The organism is Amycolatopsis sp. NPDC058340, assembly GCF_042723975.1.
Lineage (GTDB): Bacteria > Actinomycetota > Actinomycetes > Mycobacteriales > Pseudonocardiaceae > Amycolatopsis.
The window spans coordinates 266,633-286,889 of sequence record NZ_JBHXIB010000002.1 but is presented as its reverse complement, the minus strand read 5'-3'; the positions used below and the strand labels follow the sequence as shown (position 1 = coordinate 286,889).

General features: G+C 69.3%; 16 protein-coding genes. 4 read left to right on the top strand and 12 right to left on the bottom strand.

The window, feature by feature from the left end:
• Nucleotides 1–23: 23 nt before the first annotated feature.
• Nucleotides 24–968, bottom strand: a complete 945-nt coding sequence (locus ACFWIW_RS04690) for a helix-turn-helix transcriptional regulator (RefSeq protein WP_378367135.1) — start codon at nt 966–968, stop codon at nt 24–26.
• Nucleotides 969–1,030: 62 nt separating this feature from the next.
• Between ACFWIW_RS04690 and ACFWIW_RS04685 the strand changes: the two genes are divergently transcribed.
• Nucleotides 1,031–1,501: a VOC family protein gene (locus tag ACFWIW_RS04685; protein WP_378367134.1), complete on the top strand. Its 471-nt coding sequence runs from the start codon at nt 1,031–1,033 to the stop codon at nt 1,499–1,501.
• Here the strand turns inward: ACFWIW_RS04685 and ACFWIW_RS04680 are convergent.
• From ACFWIW_RS04680 to ACFWIW_RS04660, 5 genes are all read right to left on the bottom strand, one after another.
• Entirely contained in the window at nt 1,493–2,410 is a 918-nt protein-coding gene (locus ACFWIW_RS04680; protein ID WP_378367133.1) for an SMP-30/gluconolactonase/LRE family protein, read from the bottom strand. The genes ACFWIW_RS04685 and ACFWIW_RS04680 overlap by 9 nt on opposite strands.
• A 10-nt stretch (nt 2,411–2,420) precedes the next feature.
• Nucleotides 2,421–3,077, bottom strand: a complete 657-nt coding sequence (locus ACFWIW_RS04675; protein WP_378367132.1) for a histidine phosphatase family protein — start codon at nt 3,075–3,077, stop codon at nt 2,421–2,423.
• Nucleotides 3,078–4,142 carry a phosphotransferase family protein gene (locus tag ACFWIW_RS04670; RefSeq protein WP_378367131.1) on the bottom strand — a complete coding sequence of 355 codons (1,065 nt, stop codon included), beginning with the start codon at nt 4,140–4,142 and terminating at the stop codon, nt 3,078–3,080. It lies immediately after the preceding gene.
• Nucleotides 4,139–4,891 carry an SDR family oxidoreductase gene (locus tag ACFWIW_RS04665; protein ID WP_378367130.1) on the bottom strand — a complete coding sequence of 251 codons (753 nt, stop codon included), beginning with the start codon at nt 4,889–4,891 and terminating at the stop codon, nt 4,139–4,141. The genes ACFWIW_RS04670 and ACFWIW_RS04665 overlap by 4 nt, the downstream gene beginning before the upstream one ends.
• 101 nt (nt 4,892–4,992) lie before the next feature.
• Nucleotides 4,993–6,243, bottom strand: coding sequence for a S8 family peptidase (locus ACFWIW_RS04660; protein WP_125690034.1), 1,251 nt, complete (start codon nt 6,241–6,243; stop codon nt 4,993–4,995).
• Between the two features lie 261 nt (nt 6,244–6,504).
• On the opposite strand from ACFWIW_RS04660, the gene ACFWIW_RS04655 reads away from it, so the two are divergent.
• Nucleotides 6,505–7,455: a hypothetical protein gene (locus ACFWIW_RS04655; protein WP_240594775.1), complete on the top strand. Its 951-nt coding sequence runs from the start codon at nt 6,505–6,507 to the stop codon at nt 7,453–7,455.
• On the opposite strand, the gene ACFWIW_RS04650 is transcribed toward ACFWIW_RS04655, so the two are convergent.
• Entirely contained in the window at nt 7,452–9,086 is a 1,635-nt protein-coding gene (locus ACFWIW_RS04650) for an acyl-CoA synthetase (protein ID WP_378367129.1), read from the bottom strand. The genes ACFWIW_RS04655 and ACFWIW_RS04650 overlap by 4 nt on opposite strands.
• A gap of 150 nt (nt 9,087–9,236) precedes the next feature.
• Between ACFWIW_RS04650 and ACFWIW_RS04645 the strand changes: the two genes are divergently transcribed.
• Nucleotides 9,237–10,943, top strand: a complete 1,707-nt coding sequence (locus tag ACFWIW_RS04645; protein WP_378367128.1) for a bifunctional 3'-5' exonuclease/DNA polymerase — start codon at nt 9,237–9,239, stop codon at nt 10,941–10,943.
• Between the two features lie 221 nt (nt 10,944–11,164).
• Here ACFWIW_RS04645 and hrpA read toward each other — a convergent pair whose 3' ends face one another.
• The 5 genes from hrpA to ACFWIW_RS04620 form a co-directional block, all read right to left on the bottom strand.
• On the bottom strand, nt 11,165–14,992 hold the full coding sequence (hrpA, locus tag ACFWIW_RS04640) for an ATP-dependent RNA helicase HrpA (RefSeq protein ID WP_378367199.1): 3,828 nt from the start codon (nt 14,990–14,992) through the stop codon (nt 11,165–11,167).
• A 123-nt stretch (nt 14,993–15,115) separates the two neighbouring features.
• The gene (locus tag ACFWIW_RS04635) at nt 15,116–16,279 is read right to left on the bottom strand and encodes a lactate 2-monooxygenase (protein ID WP_378367127.1); all 1,164 of its coding nucleotides are present in this window, start codon (nt 16,277–16,279) and stop codon (nt 15,116–15,118) included.
• 13 nt (nt 16,280–16,292) lie between these two features.
• The gene (locus tag ACFWIW_RS04630) at nt 16,293–17,504 is read right to left on the bottom strand and encodes a cation:proton antiporter (protein WP_240594778.1); all 1,212 of its coding nucleotides are present in this window, start codon (nt 17,502–17,504) and stop codon (nt 16,293–16,295) included.
• Nucleotides 17,505–17,546: 42 nt separating this feature from the next.
• Nucleotides 17,547–17,858: a hypothetical protein gene (locus ACFWIW_RS04625; protein ID WP_378367126.1), complete on the bottom strand. Its 312-nt coding sequence runs from the start codon at nt 17,856–17,858 to the stop codon at nt 17,547–17,549.
• A 92-nt stretch (nt 17,859–17,950) separates the two neighbouring features.
• Nucleotides 17,951–19,423, bottom strand: coding sequence for an APC family permease (locus ACFWIW_RS04620; protein WP_378367125.1), 1,473 nt, complete (start codon nt 19,421–19,423; stop codon nt 17,951–17,953).
• A 187-nt stretch (nt 19,424–19,610) separates the two neighbouring features.
• Here ACFWIW_RS04620 and ACFWIW_RS04615 point away from each other — a divergent pair, with 187 nt between their 5' ends.
• Nucleotides 19,611–20,252 carry a GPP34 family phosphoprotein gene (locus tag ACFWIW_RS04615; RefSeq protein WP_378367124.1) on the top strand — a complete coding sequence of 214 codons (642 nt, stop codon included), beginning with the start codon at nt 19,611–19,613 and terminating at the stop codon, nt 20,250–20,252.
• Nucleotides 20,253–20,257 lie beyond the last annotated feature (5 nt).

Genomic DNA, 20,257 nt, shown 5'->3' with positions numbered 1-20,257 from the left:
ACGGTTCTAACCGTCCTTACCACTCACGAGACGTGACCGGCCGCGCCAAGCAACCGCTCGGCCAGAACCCGGCACCGCTCCCCCAATTCCGCCGGCTCGATCACCTCGAACGCATGCCCCAGCACCACCACATGCATCAGCAGGAAGTCGAGATCCCCGGCCCCGCTCAGCACCTCACACCGCGAACGCCCGAGATCCCGCACCACCGCCGCCGAAGCCGGAATTTGCGCCCGCACAACGGAAGCGGGCGCGTGGACCAGGAAACGCGCCTGATGCCGGTAGACCCGGCTGGCGATGTTCTCCTGCACGTAAGCCGCCGCGTCGGGCGCCGGGCGCGGGCGGAACCGCCACGATCGCGCGGAAACCGCCGTCATCTTGTCGACGCGGAAGGTGCGCCAATCGTCGCGGTCGAGGTCGTAGGCGAGCAGGTACCAGCGCCGCCCCGAGGCCACTAAGCGATACGGCTCGACCCGCCGCGGCGCGGAGCCCGAAGACGGATACTCGAAGCCCGCCTCGACCTCATCGCGGCAGGCGCGGGCGAGGGTCATGAGCACGTCGGGGTCGATCGGCGCGCGGCTTCCGTCGAAGGCGACCACCGAGCCGGACAGCGCGCTCACCTCGTGCCGCAGCCTGGTCGGCAGCACCCGGTCGAGTTTCGTCAGTGCCCGGAGCGTGGCCTCACCGCTGCCCGCGCCGGCGAGCAGCGAGACCGCGGTGGCGATCGCCTCCTCGTCGTCCAGCAGCAGCGGCGGCATGTCGTGGCCGGGCCCGAGCTGGTAGCCGCCGCCGACACCATTGCTCGCCTGCACCGGATACCCGAGCGCGCGCAGGCGCTCGACGTCGCGCCGGATCGTGCGAGGAGTGACGCCGAGCCGTTCACCCAGCTCCGGGCCGGTCCACACCGCGCGCTGCTGCAACAGCCCGAGCAGGGTGAGCACCCGCTCGGTCGTCCCGCGCTCGTCCTCCATGTCACCCACTCTGCCAGAGATAGCGGACCGATCCTGTCCGCTAGGCATGTCAGAGTGATCCCATGAACCGCAAGAGCCGCGAATTCCAGGTCAGCTTCGACGCCCTCGACCCGAAGGCCCTGTCCACCTTCTGGCGTGACGCCCTGGGCTACGTCCACCCCGGCCCTCCCGGGGTCGAGGTGCCCGAAGGCACCGACCCGCTGGACGCGTGGGACGAGTTCCTCGAACGGGTCGGCGTGCCCGTGGATCAGCGCAACACCCGCTCGGCCCTCGAAGACCCGGACGGCGAAGGGCCCAGGATCTTCTTCCAGCAGGTCCCGGAGGACAAGATCGCGAAGAACCGCGTCCACCTCGACCTCCGCGCCGCTCCCGGGCTGCGGGGAGACGAGCGCATGGCGGCGCTCGAAGCCGAATGCGATCGGCTCGTCGCCCTGGGCGCGACGCGAGTGAAGCGCTTCGAGCCCGAGGAGCCGCTGAGCCTCGGCTTCATCGTGATGAACGACCCGGAGGGCAACGAATTCTGCCTAGACTGAGGTGACGGCGATCGCGTTGTCCTCCAGGGACCCGAAGTAGAGGGTCCCGGCCCGTTCCCGGACGCCGACGAGCACGTGGAACCCGTCGATCTCCCCGCGCAGTTCGTGGACCTGTTTCCCGTCCGGAGTCACGCCGCGCACCCCGCATTCCCGCGCGGGAGCGGGCTGCAGGGCGGTCGGCAGCGCCCGGACCCCGGCCCGCAGCGGCGCGGGGAGCTTCTGCACCAAGGAAAGCGCGGGCACCTTCGGGCTCGCCACGGTGATCCAGATCAGCCCGTCGCTGCCGGTCGAGATGTTGTCGGGATAGCCCCACAGATCGTCGACGAGATAGTCCCGCTCGCCCGCCTTGTCGCCGGTGAGCCAGACGCGCGCGACCCGGCAGGCACCGGTCTCGGCGACGGCCACAAAGGACTCGTCGGGCGGGAGCGCGACGCCGTTGGCGAACTGGAAACCGTCCGCGAGCTGCTCGATCTTCCCGTCCGGCGTGCGCCGCAGGAGCCGTCCGCCGCCGGTCTGCTCGATCAGGTCGTCACGCCATTTCTCGATGCCGAAGCGGCGCGAGGAGTCGGTGAAGTACACCGTGCCGTCGGAGGCGACGGCGGCGTTGTTGCAGAACACGAAGTCGAGCCCCACCGCCGAAGTCGCCAGCGTGGTCACGGGACCGCCCGCGAGGGGCATGGTGAGCAGACCGGCCTTGGCGTCGCAGATCAGGAGGTCTTCGCCGTAGAACTCCAGACCCAGCGGGCGGCCGCCGGTGTCGCCGAGGACGTCGATCCGCTTGCCGTCGGGCGTGACGCGCAGGATCCGCCCGTCGTCGACGCCGGTGTAGATCCGCCCCTGGTCGTCGACCACGACGTCCTCGGGACCATGCCCGTTGACCGGGATGACCGTGACCTCGCCGAACGCCATCGCGTAACTCCTAGCGGTAGGTGAGCAGTTCCGCGGCTTCCGCCTCGAAATGCGGATGTTCGTTGAACGACAACAAGGTCACCCCGCCGCGGCCGGACACCAGTTTGGTGATGCCCGCGTTCACGGTGACCCGGTTCAGTTTCAGCAGCCCCGCCTCCGGCGTGCCCATGAGCGCGCCGCAGACCGTCGCGATCACGCCGCCGGAGCTGAAGACGACGGCGTGCTCGCCCTTGCCCAGCGACGCGACGACATCGGCCAGCGCACCCTTGACCCGGTCCAGGAACTGGGGCCAGGTTTCGGCGCACGGACCCGACGCACCCGCCGAGACCCACGCGTTCAGGGCACCGTCCAAAGCGGCCTGATACGCCCGTGAATCGGTCTGCTGGACACCGGCGGCGTGGTACTTCGCGATGTCGACGTGGTCGTACTCGTTCCAGCGCTCGTCCTCGACGACGGCGATCCCGGAGCCGAGCACCTTCAACGCCGTCGCGGCCGTGTCCCGTTGGCGGGCAAGGGAACCCGCCCGCGCCTGGGTGAACTCGACGCCGCGCCGGAGCAGTTCCTCACCGACCACAGTGGACTGTTCGAAACCGCGCGGCGAGAGCTGGTCGTAGTTCTCCGCGCCGAACGAAGCCTGCCCGTGCCGGACCAGATAGATCGCGCCCATCTACGCGTTTCCTCCTCCGATGATCCGGCGGCAGCGGCCGTCGAGGTACCCGACGAACTGCCAGAGGTCCTTCAGCGCCGGATTGGTCGTCTGCCCCGCGTGGTAGCGGTAGTAGATCTGCTGGATCACCACCGCGAGCCGGAACAGGCCGTACACCTCGTAAAACGTCCAATCCCCGATTTCGAGACCGGACCGCTCCGCGTACCGCCGCACGAATTCCTCGCGCGTGTACATCCCCGGCAGGTGCGTCGGCTGACGGCGGCTGAGCTTCATGAGGTCGTCATCGTCGTCCTGCACCCAGTACGCCAGGGTGCTGCCCAGTTCCATCAGCGGATCGCCGAGGGTGGCCATCTCCCAATCGAGGACTCCGACGATCCGCAGCTCCTCGTCGAGCACCAGGTTGTCGAGCCGGTAGTCGTTGTGGATCAGGCAGATCTTGACCTCGGACGGCCGATTGTCCTTCAGCCACGCCATCACCTCGGCGCAGTCCGGGACGTTCTCCGTACGTGCCTTGAGGAATCGCTCCGACCAGCCGCGCACCTGGCGCTCGACGTAGCCGGCGCCCTTGCCGAGATCGGCCAGCCCGGCGGCCTCGACGTCGACGGCGTGCAGCTCGACCAGCCGGTCGACGACCTTGCCGCACAGTTCGCGCGCGCCCGCCGGTGACAGGTCGAAACCGGCGGGCAGATCTCCGCGCAGGATCAGGCCTTCGAGCCGCTCCATCACGTAGAAGTCGCCGCCGAGCACGGTTTCGTCGTCGCAGAAGGCGAGCACCTCGGGCACGTAAGGGAAGACCGGCCGCAACCCTTGCTGCACCCGGAACTCACGGCGCATGTCGTGCGCGGACGCGGCCTTGTGCCCCAGCGGCGGGCGCCGCAGGATCAGCTCGCGATCCGGATAGGTCAGCAGATACGTGAGATTCGAGGCGCCGCCGGGGAACTGACGGACTCCGGGTGGCGAGTCGCCGAGCCCGGGCACCCGCGCGGTCAGCCAGGCGTGCACCGCGGCGGGGTCGAACGAGTCCTCACCGCGTACCTCGACGGTCTTGTCCGCGGCGACCGTCATCCGAACTTCTTCAGCAACGGCGCCGGGACGAACGGGAAGAGCTTCGAAAGCACGCTCCACGGCCACGTCGGCACGAACGCCTTCGCCGTCTCGGATTCGATCGCCTTCACCAGCGCCTGCGCGCCGGGCTCCGCCCTGACCGCGCCCGGGAGCTTCGAGATGTCTTCGTTCATCTCCGATTCGATGAACCCGGGGTGCAGCGTGGTGACCTTGATCGGGGTCTTCAGCAGTTCGATCCGGGTGCCCTCGGCGAACGACGAGATACCCGCCTTCGAGGCGGCGTACGCGGTGGCGTTGCCGGGCACACCGCGAAGCGCGAGGAACGAGGACACGACCACGAGATGGCCGTCCTTCTGCTTGCGGAAGATGCCGACGGCGGCCTCGATCTGGGCGGCCGCGGCGAGGAAGTTCGTCTGGAGGGTCTCGCGGTTGGCGTCGAAGCGGCCGGTGCCGATCCGCTGGCCTTTGCCGAGCCCCGCGTTCACGATCACACGATCGAGGGAGCCGAGCTCTTCGCGGAACTCCTCGAAGACGGCGAAGACCTGGTCGTGGTCGTTCACGTCGAGCTTCCGGGTGACCACGGTGATGCCGGGGTACGCCTTCTTGAGCTCGGCGGCGAGGGCTTCGAGCCGGTCGACACGGCGGGCGGCCAACGCCAGGTTGCGGCCTCTCGCGGCGTACTGCCTGGCCATTCCTTCGCCGAGTCCGGAGCTCGCCCCGGTGATCAGGATGTTCTTCCGCAGGACCATGAGCAGGAGCTTACCCGTTGGTAACAAGTCTGGGATCCCCTTGGACACGGGGCTGCCCCCGGCGCCTGGAGTTCGCCGGGGGCAGCTTGTCCGCGAGGGTCTTACTTGACCTGGAGCAGCTTGTTCGCCGTTCCACCGGTCGGGTTGCTGATCTTGCCGTCCGCGGCGGCACCGACCAGGCCTTCGGCGACCTGGGCCGGGGTGGCGTCAGGGTGCGCCGAGAGGTACAGCGCGGCGGCACCGGCGACGTGCGGCGCGGCCATCGAGGTACCGCTGATGGTGTTGGTGGCGTCGTCACCGGTCGCCCACGACGAGGTGATGTCGACACCCGGCGCGTACAGGTCGACGACCGAACCGTAGTTCGAGAAGCTGGCCTGCTTGTCGGTCTTGTCGCTGGCGGCCACCGTGATGGCCTCCTTCACGCGGGCCGGGGAGGTGGTGCCGGCGTCGGAGGACTCGTTGCCCGCCGCGAGCGCGAAGGTCACGCCCTTGTCGATGGCGCCCTTGACCGCCGCGTCCAGCGCGTCGTCCGCGCCGCCGCCCAGGCTCATGTTGGCGACCGACGGGCCCTTGGCGTTCGCCGCGACCCAGTCGACACCGGCGACGACACCCTCGGTGGTGCCGCTGCCGTTGGCGTCCAGCACGCGGACGCCGACGATCTTCACGCCCTTGGCCAGGCCGTGGTCCGTGCCGCCGATGGTGCCGGCGACGTGCGTGCCGTGGCCGTGCTCGTCGTTGGGGGTGTCGTCGTTGTCGACGAAGTCCTTGCCGCCGGTCGCGCGGTCACCGAAGTCCTTGTGCGAGCCGCGGACACCGGTGTCGATGACGTAGGCGGTGACGTTGTCGGCCTTCGTCGGGTAGGTGTACTTGTTGTCGAGCGGAAGGTCCGCCTGGTCGACCCGGTCCAGGCCCCACGACGGCGGGTTGTCCTGGGTCTCGCTGATCTTGAACGTCTTGTTCTGGACGACGTACGCGACCTGCGGGTCGGCGGCGAGACGCTTCGCGGCGGCCTCGTCGGCCTTGATCGAGAAGCCGTTCAGCGCCGAGCCGAAGGTGCGGGACAGCGTGGTGCCGTACTGACCGGTGAGGCCCTGCGCCTTCGCGGCCACGTTCGCGGTGATCTCGCTCGCCGCGGCCACGCCCTGGCCGACCGCGGTGGGCTTGAGGACGACGATGTAGCTGCCGCCGACCGCGTTGGCCGCACCGGCGCCGCGGATCTCGCCCTGCTGCTCGGCGTTGGCCGCACCCGCGCCGAACGTGGCGACCGCCGCGGTCACCCCGGCGAGGGCGACACCCGCCACGAGGCCGCTACGGGTCTTTCGGGACTTCAGGTTCTTCCGGGACTTGCTCACTGGTTCCCTTCCTGCCGCGCCGTGCGGATCACCCGGGAGGATGATCGTTGTTAAGGGCCATGCAAGCCGGTGCGCAGGTGGGCGGGCAATGATTCACAGTTACCAGTACTAGGCCATCCGGCGTAACGACGCTCGTCCGGAAAGTCGTTTTCGCCTGGCAGAAGGCGCCCCTGAAGCGTTACCTCAGACTGTTAAAGTTATTCGTGTTGTTATCAACCGGGCGGTGTCAGGGAACGGCAGACGGGGGCGGTCGGGCAGCATATGGTGGCGGGGAGCGCGGCGGACCGAGTGACCACGGACGATGAAGATCAACCGCGTACCGCGTTCGCCACCGCGTTGCGATCGGCCATCGCCACGAGCGGCCTGAGTCTCGACCGTATCCAAGCCCGGCTGCTCGCGCGCGGCGCGTCGGTGAGCGTGACCGCGCTGAGTTACTGGCAATCGGGCAAACGTCAGCCGGAACGGCAGAGTTCGCTGTCCGCCGTCCGCGTCCTCGAAGAGGTACTGGCGATCCCCGCCGGTTCCCTGCTCGGCCTGCTGCCGCCGCCACGGCCGCGCGGGGCGTCGTCACGCCGCAGCCGGGCGACCACCGAGCAGCCGCTGACCTTCCCGCTCGAAGCGCTCCAGGCGCTGCTGGAGAAGGTCGGCGCGCCCAACGCGCTCGAACAACACCATCAGCTGAAGCTCGTCGGCCTGCACGACCTGTGCGAGATCGCCGAGGACGGCGGGCAACGCGCGGTGACCGCGCGGGCGGTGTTCCAGGCCGGCGCGGACGGGCAGGACCGGTGGCTGCTCGTCTACGCCCAGGGCGACCCGGAAGCTGGGCCGCCGGTGCTGAACACGCTGCGCAACTGCCACGTCGGGCGCGCCGAGGTCGACGACGAGCACGGGCTCACCGTGGCGGAACTGCTCTTCGACCGGCCCATCGACCGCGGCGAGACTCACCTGATCGAGTACTCGCTGACCAACCCCGGGCCGCCGTACCCGGAATGCCGGAACACGCATTACCGCGAGTTCCGGCGTCCCGTGCGCGAGTACCTGCTGGAGGTCCGGTTCGACCCGGAGTCCAGCCCGGCGAAGTGCTGGCAATATTCGCGCCAAGGCACCTCGCCGATGGACCGGAAGGAACTCAAACCGGACCAGGGCAACGGCGTCCACGCCGTCGCGCTCGACTTCGGCCCCGGCGTCTTCGGCATCGACTGGGAGTACTAGTGCAACTTGTTGCGCAGCACCTTCCCGGTCGCGTTGCGCGGTAGCTCGTCGAGGAACTCCACATCGCGCGGCACCTTGTACCGGGCGAGGTTCGCCTTGACGTACTCGCGCACGCCGTCGACGTCCAGGTCCGACTTCTCGGCCCGCACCACGAACGCCTTCAGCCGCTGCCCGAACTCGGGATCCTCGACGCCGACGACCGCGGCTTCGATCACGTCCTCGCGTTCGACCAGGAGGTTCTCCACCTCGATCGGGAAGACGTTCTCGCCGCCGGAGACGATCATCTCGTCGTCGCGGCCGTCGATGAACAGCAGACCGTCCTCGTCGAAATGGCCGACGTCGCCGCTGGAGAGCAGCCCGTCGATGATCTCCTTGTTGCGCCCGTCGGTGTAGCCCTGGAAGCTCAGCCCGCTGCCGACGAACACCCGGCCGGTGACATGCGGCTCGGTGATCTTGCCGCCCTTTTCGTCGTACAGCGCCACCTTGCAGCCCACCGGCGCGCGGCCGACGGTGCCCGGCGCCTTGCGCCAGTCCTCGGGCGTCGCGACTGTCGCGACCGCGACCTCGGTGGAGCCGTAGAGGTTGTGCACGACGTCGCCGAACGCGGCGGTCGCCCGGTTCCCCAGATCCGGTGACAGCGCGGAGCCGGCGACGAAGATGATCCGCAGGGACGAGGTGTCGTACTTGGCGCGGACCTCCTCGGGCAGGTCGACGATCCGCTGCAGCATCGTCGGCACGAGGACCAGCGTGGTGCAGCGGTTCTCGGCGACCCCGCGCAACGTCTCCTCCGGCACGAACTTGCGCCGCATGACGACCTTCGAACCGAGCGCGAAGGACAGGATGAACTGCGACAACCCGGTGCCGTGGAACAGCGGCGCGCCCATGTAGGTCGCCTCGCCGGTGCGCAGCGGGATCCGGTCGAGGAACTGCGCGGAGGCGAGCGCGGAGGTGTGCGGCCGCGGCGCGCCCTTCGGCGTCCCTGTGGTGCCGCTGGTCAGCAGGATGAACCCGCCGGGTTTGGCAGGCGCGGGCCACGGACGGTCGTCGGTGCTGGCGACCAGTTCGGCGACGACCGGGACGCCGTCCGGGCGAGCGGTGTCCGAATCGACCCACGCGAGATAGTGCTCGACGTCGCCTTCGACGGCATCCAGCAGCTCGGTGAACTCCTGGTCGTACACGAGCGCCGTGACGCCTTCACGTTTCGCGACGTCCGCGAGCTGGGGTTTGGCGAACCCGGTGTTCATCAGCAGCAGCTTGGCGCCGAGTTTGCCCGAGGCGAGCATCGTCAGCACGAGACCCCGGTGGTCGCGGCAGAGCGCGGCGATCACCGAACCCGGGCCGAGGCCGCGTTCGGACCACGCCCTGGCCAGCGCGTTCGACTGGGTGTCGAGCTGTTTGAAGGTCAGCGGCCCCAGCTCGTCGATGATGCCGGTCGCGGTCGGGTCCCGGCGGGCGGCGATCATGTTCGCGCCGGCGAACGGGCCCCACTTGCGCACCATGACCAGCGAACGCAGGCCCTCGTCCACCCGCGGGATGGGGAGCAGGCCCGCTTGGCGCATCACGTCGATGCTGCGCACGGTCTCGGTCACCTTGCCCGCCACCAGGGTGGCGAGGCCGGTGGGGTTTCTCATCCGGGCACCTCCGTTGCTGCTGCGGCGAGACACCATGCCACCGGCGATTCGCGTACCGGCGGTATGGGGTTGCTACTCGACAGTAGCCGACCGATAGCGCAGGCGCACTAGCCGTCTGGTGACAGAATTGTCAGGGGGAACCACCACAATGTGAGTGTGCAGGCGATCGCAGGTCAAGAGGAAGATGGCGACTTCGCGATCGCTCTTTCCGGACAGCCCCCGCTGCGGGGTCTCAAGCTCCCGGAGTTCGTCGGCGAAGTACGGCGCATGGAGGCGGAGCACTCACCCCGTTGGGTGTTCCCGTCGGTCGAAGGGACGTATCCGGCGCTGATCAAGGCGGGCGTCCGGGTGCGGCGCTGCCACGACCTGACACTGACCGAGGGATTGCTCCTCGCCCACGAAGGCCGCCCACAGGAGTCGCGGAGTCTGCGCGCGGCGTTGGCCAGGGCGAACGGCCAGGAGGCTCCCGCCGACGAGCCGCCGCTCTGGGCCGAGGACGACCAGCCGACGCTGTTCGAGACGCGTGGCCCTCGGCTGCCCGCCGGCGTCACGGTGATCGACGCGGCCCGCCGGGTGCTGGCCGAGCAGGAGAAACGGGTCGCGCTGACCGACCATCCGGAACGGCTGCGGCTGCTCTTCGCGGCGGAGTCGGCGAGCGCGCTGGCGGCCGCGGAGATGTCGGCCGACGGCCTGCCGTGGCGGGCGGACCTGCACCTCGAACTGCTGGCCGAACAGCTCGGGCCGCGTGTACCGGCCGGGCAGCGGCCGAAACGCCTGGTCGAGCTGGCGGCGAAGATCAGCGACGCGTTCGGCGGACGCCCGGTCAACCCGGACGCCCCGGCCAGCGTCGTCCGGGCGCTCGGCCGGGAGGGCATCGAGGTCTCGTCGGCCAGGAAGTACCTGCTGCGCGACATCGACCATCCCGCCGTCCCGCCGCTGCTGGAGTACAAGGAGCTCGCGCGGCTGCATTCGGCCAACGGCTGGACGTGGCTCGACGAATGGGTGCGCGACGGCCGGTTCCGCCCCCATTACGTCGTCGGCGGGGTCGTCTCGGGCCGGTGGGCGAGCCGGGGCGGGGGCGCGTTGCAGATCCCGAAGGTCCTGCGGACCTGCGTCCGGGCCGATCCGGGCTGGAAGCTGGTGGTCGCCGACGCCGCGCAGCTGGAGCCGCGGGTGCTGACGGCGTTGTCCGGGGACCGCAAGCTGGCCGACGTCGCCGCGGCCACGGATCTGTACGCGAGCCTCGCCGAGGCGATGTTCTCCGGAGTGCGCCGCGTGCCGGTGCCCGCGTGGGACGACAGGGACGACCGGGACCGCGCGAAGATCGCGATGCTGTCGGCGATGTACGGCGGCACGTCCGGCGAGGCGGGACCGCTGCTGGCGTTGCTGCGCACCAGGTTCCCGGACGCGGTGTCCTATGTGGAGCGCGCCGCGCAGGCCGGGGAACGCGGCGAGCGCGTCCGCTCCCGGCTGGGCCGGACGTCGCCCGCGCCGTCGGAGGCCTGGCGCGCGCTGACCGGCGGGGTCGCGGCGGACGAGGCCGGCGAGCTGAAGGCGCGGCAGGCGTCCCGCAACTGGGGCCGGTTCACCCGCAACTTCGTCGTGCAGGCGAGCGCGGCGGATATGACCGCGGTCCTGCTGGCGACCCTGCGCGGCAGGCTCCCCTCCCCCGCGCACCTGGTGTTCTTCCAGCACGACGAGGTCCTGGTGCACACCCCGGCCGAGTTCGCCGACGAGGTCTCGCAGTCCATTGTGGACAGCATGGCCGAGGCGGCACGCCTGCTGTTCGGGGCGGCTTGCCCGGTCCGGTTCCCGCTGCACATCGCCGCCGTGGACACCTACGCCGACGCGAAGTGAGCCCCGCCCCCAATCACGCGTGTCGTCCATCTGATCACGCGAGTTCGCCCTCCAATCACGCGAGTCACGTCTCCAATCACGCGAGTTCCGCGTTCCATCCCGCGGCTCACGCGTGCTCAGGCGGCGAACTCGCGTGACTGGACGGACGACACTCGTGATCAGGTGGACGACACACGTGATTGGGGGCGGGACTCGTGTGATTGGGGGCGGGACTCGCGTGATCAGGCGGAGGCGTCGTCCAGGGCCTTGATGACTCGCTTGAGCGAGACGGGGTGGGCGGTACCGAGGGTCTGGGCGAAGAAGCTCACCCGCAGCTCCTCGATCATCCACCGGATCTCCCGCAGCGCGGGGGACGAAGTGCCCGGCGGAAGCGCGTCCAGCGCGGCCTGGTACTCGTTGCGGAGCCAGGCGATGTCGCCGGTGCGCTGGATGTCGCGCGTCGGCTCGGTCGGGAGCTTCTCCAGCCGCCGTTCGATCCCCCGCAGGTACCGGACGACGTGCTTCAGCCGATCCTGCCCGGTTTCGGTGACGAAACCCTTGTGCACTAACCCGTCCAGCTGAGCACGGATGTCGGCGAGCGAGTCCTTCGGGCCGCGCGTGTCGGCCAGCCGGGTTTCGACGTCGTTGGCCGCGCGCAGGATCTTCTCGACGTTGGTCAGCACGTCGAGCACTCCCGCGTTCAGGCCCGCGCGCACCTTTTCCAGCAGGACGGCGAAGCCTGCCTCGTCCCAGCGCGGTCCGCCGTTGTCGGCCACGAGCTTGTCGACCGCGCAATCCACGCAGTCTTCGAGCAGCGCCGCCACCGAGCCGTGCGGATTCCGGTTCAGCACGAGTTTCGACGAGTTGCCGAGGCTGCGGGTGATGAACTTCATCGGCGACGGGATGTTCAGCCGCAGCATCCGCCGCGTGCCCGCCCACATCGACTGTTCCTGCTGGCCCGGCGTGTCCAGCAGCCGCACCGCCACGGAACCGCCTTCGTCGACCAGCGCCGGATACGCCTTGACGTCGTGCCCGCGTTGCTTGCTCGCGAACACCTTCGGCAGTTCGCCGAACGCGGGCGTCGTCAGGCCCTCGCGCTCGATGCTGTCGGCGGCCTTGGAGATCGTCGCGCGCACCTGGCCGCTCAGGTCCCGTTTGAGCGCCTCGATGTCCTTGCCTTCGGACACCTTCTTGCCGCGGACGTCGACCACGCGGAAGGTCATCTTCAGATGCTCGGGGACCGCCGACAGCTGCCAGGCGTCGTCGGGGATCACCACCCCGCGCAACGCTTCCAGCTCGTCGGCGACGGCGTGCAGCAGCGCCCCGTCGGCCGGGCCGACCCGCGAGAGCACCAGCTTCGCGTGATCGGGCGCCGGCACGAAGTTCCGCCGAAGAGCCTTCGGCAGCGACTTGATCAGCTGTGTCACCAGTTCTTCGCGCAGGCCGGGGACCTGCCAGTCGAAGCCGTCCGCGGTCACCTGGTTCAGCACGGGCAGCGGGATGTGCACGGTGACGCCGTCCGCGTCGGCGCCCGGCTCGAACTGGTACGTGAGCTTGAAGGTCTGCGTGCCCTGCGCCCAGAAGTCGGGGTAGTCGGCCTCGCGCACGCCGCCCGCGGTCTCGTTGATGAGCATCGTCTTCTCGAAGCTCAGCAGATCGGGCTGGGTGTGCCGCGCCTTCTTCCACCAGCTGTCGAAATGCCGAGCGGAGACGACGTCGGCCGGGACACGCTGGTCGTAGAACTCGAACAGGGTCTCGTCGTCGACCAGGATGTCGCGGCGGCGGGCCCGGTTCTCCAGGTCCTCGACCTCGTCGAGCAGCGCGCGGTTCTCGCGGAAGAAGTGGTGCCGGGTCTCCCAGTCACCCTCGACCAGCGCGTGCCGGATGAACAGCTCCCGGCTCACCTCCGGATCGATGCGGCCGTAGTTGACGCGGCGGTCGGCGACGAGCGGGACGCCGTACAGCGTCACCTTCTCCTTCGCCATCACCGCGCCCTGCTTGCGTTCCCAGTGCGGCTCGGAGTAGTTCCGCTTCACGACGTGCCCGGCGAGCGGCTCGACCCATTCCGGCTCGATCCGCGCGTTGACCCGGCCCCACAGGCGCGAGGTCTCGACGAGTTCGGCCGACATGACGAACCGCGGCTGCTTCTTGAACAACGCCGAACCCGGGAACACCGAGAACCGCGCCCCGCGCGCGCCGAGATAGTCGCCCTTGGCCGGATCCTTGAGGCCGACATGCGACAACAGCCCGGCGATCAGCGACGTGTGCACACGTTGCGGATCGGCCGGGCCGTCCGTGTTGAGGGTGATGCCGAGCGGTTTGGCCAGCTGACGCAACTGGCTGAAGATGTCCTGCCATTCGCGGATGCGCAGGTAGTTCAGGTACTCGTTGCGGCACATCCGGCGGAACTGGTTGCTGGACAACGCCTTCTGCTGCTCGGTGACGTACTCCCAGAGGTTCAGGTACGCCAGGAAGTCCGATGTCTTGTCCGCGAACCGCGCGTGCTGCTCGTCCGCCGCCTGCTGCTTCTCGGCCGGCCGCTCGCGCGGGTCCTGAATGGACAGTGCGGCGGCGATGATCATCACTTCGCGGACGCAGCCGTTACGGGAGGCTTCCAGCACCATCCGCGCCATCCGCGGGTCGACCGGGAGCTGCGCGAGTTTGCGGCCGGTCTCGGTGAGCTTCTTGCCGTCCGACATCTCGAACGCGCCGAGTTCCTGCAGCAGCTGGACACCGTCGGTGACCTGGCGGCGGTCCGGCGGCTCGACGAAGGGGAACGCCGCGATGTCGCCGAGGCCGAGCGAGGTCATCTGCAGGATGACCGAAGCGAGGTTGGTCCGCAGGATCTCCGGATCGGTGAACTCGGGCCGGGCGTCGAAGTCGTCCTCGGAGTACAGGCGGATGCAGATACCGTCCGACGTCCGGCCGCAGCGGCCCTTGCGCTGGTTCGCCGACGCCTGCGAGACCGGTTCGATCGGCAGCCGCTGCACCTTGGTGCGGTGGCTGTACCGCGAGATCCGCGCGGTGCCGGGATCGACGACGTACTTGATACCCGGCACGGTCAGCGACGTCTCGGCGACGTTGGTGGCGAGCACCACGCGGCGCCCGGTGTGGCGCTGGAACACCCGGTGCTGGTCCGACGACGAGAGCCGCGCGTACAGCGGCAGGATCTCGGTGTTCCTCAGGTCCTGTTTGGACAGCGCGTCGGCGGCGTCGCGGATCTCCCGCTCACCGGAGAGGAACACCAGGATGTCGCCGGGGCCCTCGTGCTGCAGTTCGTCGACGGCGTCGCAGATGGCCTGCGTCTGGTCACGATCCTGATCGGCGTCGGGATCGTCCGGGTCGATGATCGGCCGGTAGCGGACCTCCACCGGATAGGTGCGGCCCGAGACCTCGACGATCGGCGCGTCGTCGAAATGCTTGGAGAACCGCTCCGGGTCGATCGTCGCCGAGGTGATGATCACCTTGAGATCGGGGCGGCGCGGCAGCAGCTGCTTGACGTAGCCGAGGATGAAGTCGATGTTGAGGCTGCGCTCGTGTGCCTCGTCGATGATCAGCGTGTCGTACTGCCGCAGCATCCGGTCGGTCTGGATCTCGGCGAGCAGGATGCCGTCCGTCATCAGCTTGACCAGCGTGTCCTGCCCGGACTGGTCGGTGAACCGGACCTTGTAGCCGACGGTCTCGCCGAGTTCGGTGTTCAGCTCGGAGGCGATGCGATCGGCGACCGTGCGCGCGGCAAGCCGCCGCGGCTGCGTGTGCCCGATCTGACCGCGGATACCGCGGCCGAGTTCGAGGCAGATCTTCGGCAGCTGGGTCGTCTTCCCCGACCCGGTCTCCCCCGCGACGATCACCACCTGGTGGTCGCGGATGGCCTCGGCGATCTCGTCCTTGCGCTGGCTGACGGGCAGCTCTTCCGGGAACGAGATCTTCGGGACGCTGTCCCGCCTGCGGGTGACCCGCAGCTCGGCGGCCTCGATATCGGCCTCGATCTGGGCGGCGATCGACTCGGCGTTACGCGCTTTCCGGGCACCGTCGAGCCGGCGCCGGAGGCGGTGCTCGTCGCGCGACATCAACTCGGGCAGGCGAGCGCGCAGGGCGCCGAGCGGGGAAGGTTGAGAAGCCATGACCGGCACCAGGATAGCCGGGCGTGACGTTCCGGGCCTCCGAATATGCCGGAGGCGACACCGCGCTGGTCAGGAGCGGGTGAGCGACCCCGGCGTGAGGTCGGCGAGGGTGCGGTGCCCGGACAGGCCCATGGTCAGATCGAGGTCGGCGAGCAGGCTCCGCAGCACGTGCCGCACGCCCTCCTCCCCCGCGTGCGCCAGCCCGTACACCCACGGCCGCCCCACCAGCACGGCCTTCGCCCCGAGCGCGAGCGCCTTGGCGATGTCGGCGCCGGTACGGATGCCGGAGTCGAACAGGATCTCGAGCCGGTCGCCGACCGCGGCCACGATCTCCGGGAGCGCGTCGAGCGAGGCGATCGCGCCGTCGACCTGGCGGCCGCCGTGGTTGGACACGACGATCCCGTCCATCCCGGCCTCGACGGCACGGCGCGCGTCGTCCGGGTGCTGGATGCCCTTGAGCACGATCGGCCCGTCCCAATGCTCACGCAGGAACGGCAGCCGGTCCCAGGTGCTGTCGGTGCCGGTGATCATCGAGATCCAGCGCAGGATCGCCGTCGGCGCGTCCTCTTCGGGCGTCTTCTCCAGCAGGCCGCGGAACACCGGGTCGCTCAGCGGGACGCCGAGGCCCACGCCCTTGATGAACGGCAGATACGCGTGGTCGAGGTCGTTCGGGCGCCACGCGAGGGTCCAGGTGTCGAGCGTGACCACGAGCGTCGTGAAACCCGCGGCCTTCGCCCGCGCCAGGATGCTCGCGCTGACGTCGTTGTCGGTCGGCCAGTACAGCTGGAACCAGCGCGGCCCGTCACCGCTGGCCTCGGCGACGTCCTCGATGCTCGTGGACGACGCCGTCGACATGACGTAGGGCAGGCCGACCGACGCCGCGGCGCGCGCGGCCGCCGGTTCGGCGCCCTCGTGCACGATCGACTGGACGCCGACCGGCGCCAGCAACACCGGCGCCGGGACGGGCGTGCCGAGGACGGTCGTGGACAGGTCGCGCTCGGTGGCGCCGGTGAGCATCCGGGGCACCAGGCGCCAGCGGTCGAACGCCTCGCGGTTCGCCCGGGCGGTGGCACCGGAACCGGCCGAGCCGGCGACGTACCAGAACGGTCCGGGCTCCAGGATCTCCCGCGCCGACTCCTCCAGCTTCGTGGCGTCGGTGGAGCACGGCGGGAAGACACCGCCGAGTCCTTGCAGGTAGATCTCGTTCTGGTAGCCGCCGAACCGCTCCGTCACCCGGGCCTCCTAGTCACGTCGCCCTGGCCGGCTCGTCGCGGCGGGTCGAAGTCCCCCGGACAATACTCGCCGGTAGCAACCAGGTGAGTTTCTCGGAACGGATGACCGCGACTGGACCGATCACGGCCAGCAGGAGGACGTAGCCCGCGACGAAGGGCGCGACCCGCGAATCGAGCCCGGCCGCGGTCGCCATCGCCGCGAGCACCAGTGAGAACTCGCCCCTGGTGAGCACGGTCAGCCCGATGTTCACCCCGGCCTGGCGATCGAAGCCGTTCACCCGGGCGGCCAGCGCGCCCGCGCCGAGGTTCAGCACGATCGTCAGTGCCACCGCGATCAGCACCGGCACGACCACGGAACCGACCGCGTTCGGGTCGATGCTGAGCCCGAAGATGAAGAAGAACAGCGCGCCGAACGCGTCCCGCAGCGGGAGCACCAGCTTGTGGATCCGCGGCGCGACCTTCGAGCCGCCGAGCATCATGCCGACCATGAACGCGCCGATGGCGTCGGACACCCCGACCTCTTCGGCGACGGCGGCACCCATGACCGCGACACCGACGAAGCAGACGGTCAGCAGTTCGTCGTCGGCCGAGCCGAACAGCTTCGACACGACCCGGCCACCCCAGCGGGCGAGCGCGGCCATGACGATCAGGAACGCGAAGGCCTTGCCGAAATCGGCGAGCGCCGAGCCGAAGCTCCCGGCGCCGGACAGCACCGGCTGCAGCAACGCCAGGTACAGCGCGAGGAAGATGTCCTCGATCACGATGATGCCCATGATCAGCCGGGATTCGGGGTTGTCCATCCGGCGGGATTCGAGCAGGAGTTTGGTGACGATCGCCGACGACGAGATACCGATGGCACCGGCGATGACCAGCGCTTCCCTGGTCCCCCAGCCGAGCAGGAAGCCGAAGGCCAGCCCGCCGCCGATGTTCAGGATCAGGTAGATCAGGCCGGACCAGACGAGTTTGCGCCCGCCCTTGGCCAGGTCGTCGAGGGAGAATTCGAGGCCGAGATAGAACAGCAGGAAGACGAGGCCGAGCCCGGCGAGCACACCGAGTTCGGCGGGATCGTCCACAAGGGACAGTCCGGGCGTGTTGGGGCCGAAGACGAAACCGGCCAGCATGAACAGGGGGATGGTGGGCAGCCCGATACGGGCGCCGGCTCTGGCGATGACACCGGCGGCGAGGAACGCCCCGCCGACGGCCAGCAGGGCATGACCGGAACTCATGGAGACCTCCATGGATGGCTGATGCGGGGATGAAGACGCCGATCAGCGCGGAGGTGCCCGTGCGGGCGCCTGGGGCACCGCTCGGGTGATGACGACGGGTTCGCCCTGCTCAGGAACGTTTCCGGCGTCGGGGAGGTCGACGGTCTCCGTTTCGGCGGGAGCGTCGGCGAGTGGAACGGCCTGCCCGCCGTGGAAGGCGGGCAGCGGATGGGTCGCGAAGACGGCGACGGGATCTTCCTCCGCGGCCCGGCCGTGCCCGTGCGGGACGGTCGGCGTGACGAAGGCGAAGACGAGCAAGATCAGCAGGAAGAAGACGGAACGGTGCCGTGTGGCGGGGGCACGGGTAGTCGTCATCTGCCCGCCACTTTACCAGTCCTTTATAGAGTCACGGCTCGCGCCGCCGAAGTGGCATCCGGATCACACTGTCCTCTTCGGACGGATGGTGATCATCGTCCCGCCCGCAGCTTGACCGGTTCGTCGTCCTCTTCGAGCGGGCCGCCGATGGCGGCATACGTCTCGAGATCCTTCGTCCGCAACACTTCCGCGCGCAGAAAACCGGCAAGGGCGGCGACGAGCACGAGACCGGGCAGCCCCCAGCGCAACAGGAACGTCCCGGCCGGGCCGAGCAGCAGATCGAAGTTGAGCAGGATCAGCGCGAGCACGGCCGACAGCGCGAGGATCGCCAGCGAGGGCGCGATCCAGCGGCGCCAGGCGTTTTCGGCTTGGCGGCGCCGTTTGAAGAAGCCGATCACCGAAAGCGAGACCGCGATCATGATCACCACGACGCCGGTGGACGCCGTCGTGCCGAGCCAGGTGAACAGTTCGGTCACCGGGTCGCGGCCCGCGATCGCGAACAGCGACACGACCACCAGCGCGAGCGCGGTCTGCGTAAGCGAACCGGCCACCGGCGCGCCGGTGCGTTTGCTGGTCTTGGCCAGCGAGCGCGGCAGCAGTCCTTCCCTGCCGAGGGCGAAGAAATACCGCGCGACGGCGTTGTGGAAGCTCAGCAGCGCCGCGCATTGCCCGGTCACGAACAGCGTGTACGCCACGTTGGAGAACGTGTCGCCGAGATGTTCGCCCGCCAGGTTGAACAGCAGGTCCGGACCCTGGGCGGCCGCGGTCGTCACGATGACGTCCGGCCCGGCGCCCACGGCCAGCGCGAGCGACGAGACGACGTAGAGCACCGCGGTGAGCGCGATCGCGGCGAACGTCGCCCGGCCGACCGTGCGGCTGGGTTCCCTGGTCTCCTCGCCGTAGGTCGCCGCGCCCTCGAAACCGATGAACGCGGCCGCGGAGAACGCGAACACCGCGCCCACACCCGTGGTGAACAGGCTCGACGGCTCCAGCGGCACCCAGGAAACGTCGCCACCGGCCGGATTCGAGAACAACGCGATGTCGACGATCGCGACGACGGCCACTTCGAGGCACAACGCCACCCCGAGCACCTTGGCGTTGAGATCGACCCGCAGGACGCCGAGCGCGCCGACGACGAGCACCATCACCAGCGCGCACAACCACCACGGCGGCGGGGAGCCGGTGAGCGTGCCCAGCCAGGTCGACACCGACCAGCCGAACAGGCCATAGATGCTGATCTGGATGGCGTTGTAGGAGATCAGCGTGACGAACGCGATCCCGGCGCCGGTGGATTTGCCGACCCCGTTGGCGACGTACGGGTAGAAGGCGCCCGCGTTGGTGATGTAGCGGCTCATCGCCGCGTACCCGACCGCGAACAGGCCCAGTACCGGGGCGAGCAGGAGGAACGACAGCGGCACCCCGACACTGCCGGTGACCGCGTAGTTCGTCGGGACCCCGCCAGCGATGGCGAAGAGCGGGCCCGCCGCGGCCACCACGAAGAACACGATCTGGGCGGCCCCGAGCCGCCGATGACCGAGACCGCGCCGCGGTCTTTGCGTACCCATGAACCCGTCCCCCCGGACGTCGGTTTGACGCTGGACGTTCTTGATCTTGCGAAGCCATCCCACCCTAGGGCCGGGCACCCCGGGCAGGTACGTCCGTTCAGGCTAAAAACGGACCTCGGGTCGCAGTGGTCCGCGCACTACCGCTACTTTGGCGTCCCGCACTACAACGCCGGAGGGCGTGCCATTCATGCGTCGGCTGACCTTGGTCGATTCCCTGTTCTTTCTCGCCCACGACGAGTTCACCGGAAAACCCGCGATGCGCCGCACGGGACTCGGCATCGGAATGGCCGGTTCCGCACTCTGCGATCTCCTCCTCGCCGAGCGGATCACCGTGGAACGCAAGCGAATCCGCCCGCTGTCACGGCGGGACCTCGCCCATCCCCCGCTCGACGGGGTGTTCTCGGAAATCCTCCGCGAACGCGAGCGGCACACCGTCCGGGAATGGGTCACCCATCTGCGGCACGACCTCGGGGAAACGGTCGCGGGCAATCTGCTCGCCGCCGGGGTGATCGACCGCGAGACCGACCGGATGCTCATGCGGAAGAATCACCGGTACCCGCCGCGGGATCTGCTGATGTCGACGGCCGCGCGCAGCAAGGTGCGGGCGGCCGTACTCGGCACCGAACAGCCGGATCCGCATTCGGTCTGCCTCGCCCTGCTGGCCTGGACCATCGGGCTCGACGACTTCTGCGAACCGGAACTCGACCGGGCGGGCCTGCGAGCCTGGGCCGAATCCACCCATCGGGAACTTCCGAAGGCGCTCGCCGAGCTGATCTCGGGGGTCGACGCGGTATGCGCCGCCGTCGTCTACACCGGCGACAGGCGATGACCGGC

Excerpts from the sequence above, each read along its gene's own strand:
- ACFWIW_RS04690 (WP_378367135.1), bottom strand. The coding sequence starts at position 968 with ATGGAGGACGAGCGCGGGACGACCGAGCGGGTGCTCACCCTGCTCGGG.
- ACFWIW_RS04655 (WP_240594775.1), top strand. The coding sequence starts at position 6,505 with ATGGTGGCGGGGAGCGCGGCGGACCGAGTGACCACGGACGATGAAGAT.
- ACFWIW_RS04665 (WP_378367130.1), bottom strand. The coding sequence starts at position 4,891 with ATGGTCCTGCGGAAGAACATCCTGATCACCGGGGCGAGCTCCGGACTC.
- ACFWIW_RS04670 (WP_378367131.1), bottom strand. The coding sequence starts at position 4,142 with ATGACGGTCGCCGCGGACAAGACCGTCGAGGTACGCGGTGAGGACTCG.
- ACFWIW_RS04650 (WP_378367129.1), bottom strand. The coding sequence starts at position 9,086 with ATGAGAAACCCCACCGGCCTCGCCACCCTGGTGGCGGGCAAGGTGACC.
- ACFWIW_RS04685 (WP_378367134.1), top strand. The coding sequence starts at position 1,031 with ATGAACCGCAAGAGCCGCGAATTCCAGGTCAGCTTCGACGCCCTCGAC.
- ACFWIW_RS04675 (WP_378367132.1), bottom strand. The coding sequence starts at position 3,077 with ATGGGCGCGATCTATCTGGTCCGGCACGGGCAGGCTTCGTTCGGCGCG.
- ACFWIW_RS04625 (WP_378367126.1), bottom strand. The coding sequence starts at position 17,858 with ATGACGACTACCCGTGCCCCCGCCACACGGCACCGTTCCGTCTTCTTC.
- ACFWIW_RS04620 (WP_378367125.1), bottom strand. The coding sequence starts at position 19,423 with ATGGGTACGCAAAGACCGCGGCGCGGTCTCGGTCATCGGCGGCTCGGG.
- ACFWIW_RS04630 (WP_240594778.1), bottom strand. The coding sequence starts at position 17,504 with ATGAGTTCCGGTCATGCCCTGCTGGCCGTCGGCGGGGCGTTCCTCGCC.
- hrpA (WP_378367199.1), bottom strand. The coding sequence starts at position 14,992 with ATGTCGCGCGACGAGCACCGCCTCCGGCGCCGGCTCGACGGTGCCCGG.
- ACFWIW_RS04615 (WP_378367124.1), top strand. The coding sequence starts at position 19,611 with ATGCGTCGGCTGACCTTGGTCGATTCCCTGTTCTTTCTCGCCCACGAC.
- ACFWIW_RS04680 (WP_378367133.1), bottom strand. The coding sequence starts at position 2,410 with ATGGCGTTCGGCGAGGTCACGGTCATCCCGGTCAACGGGCATGGTCCC.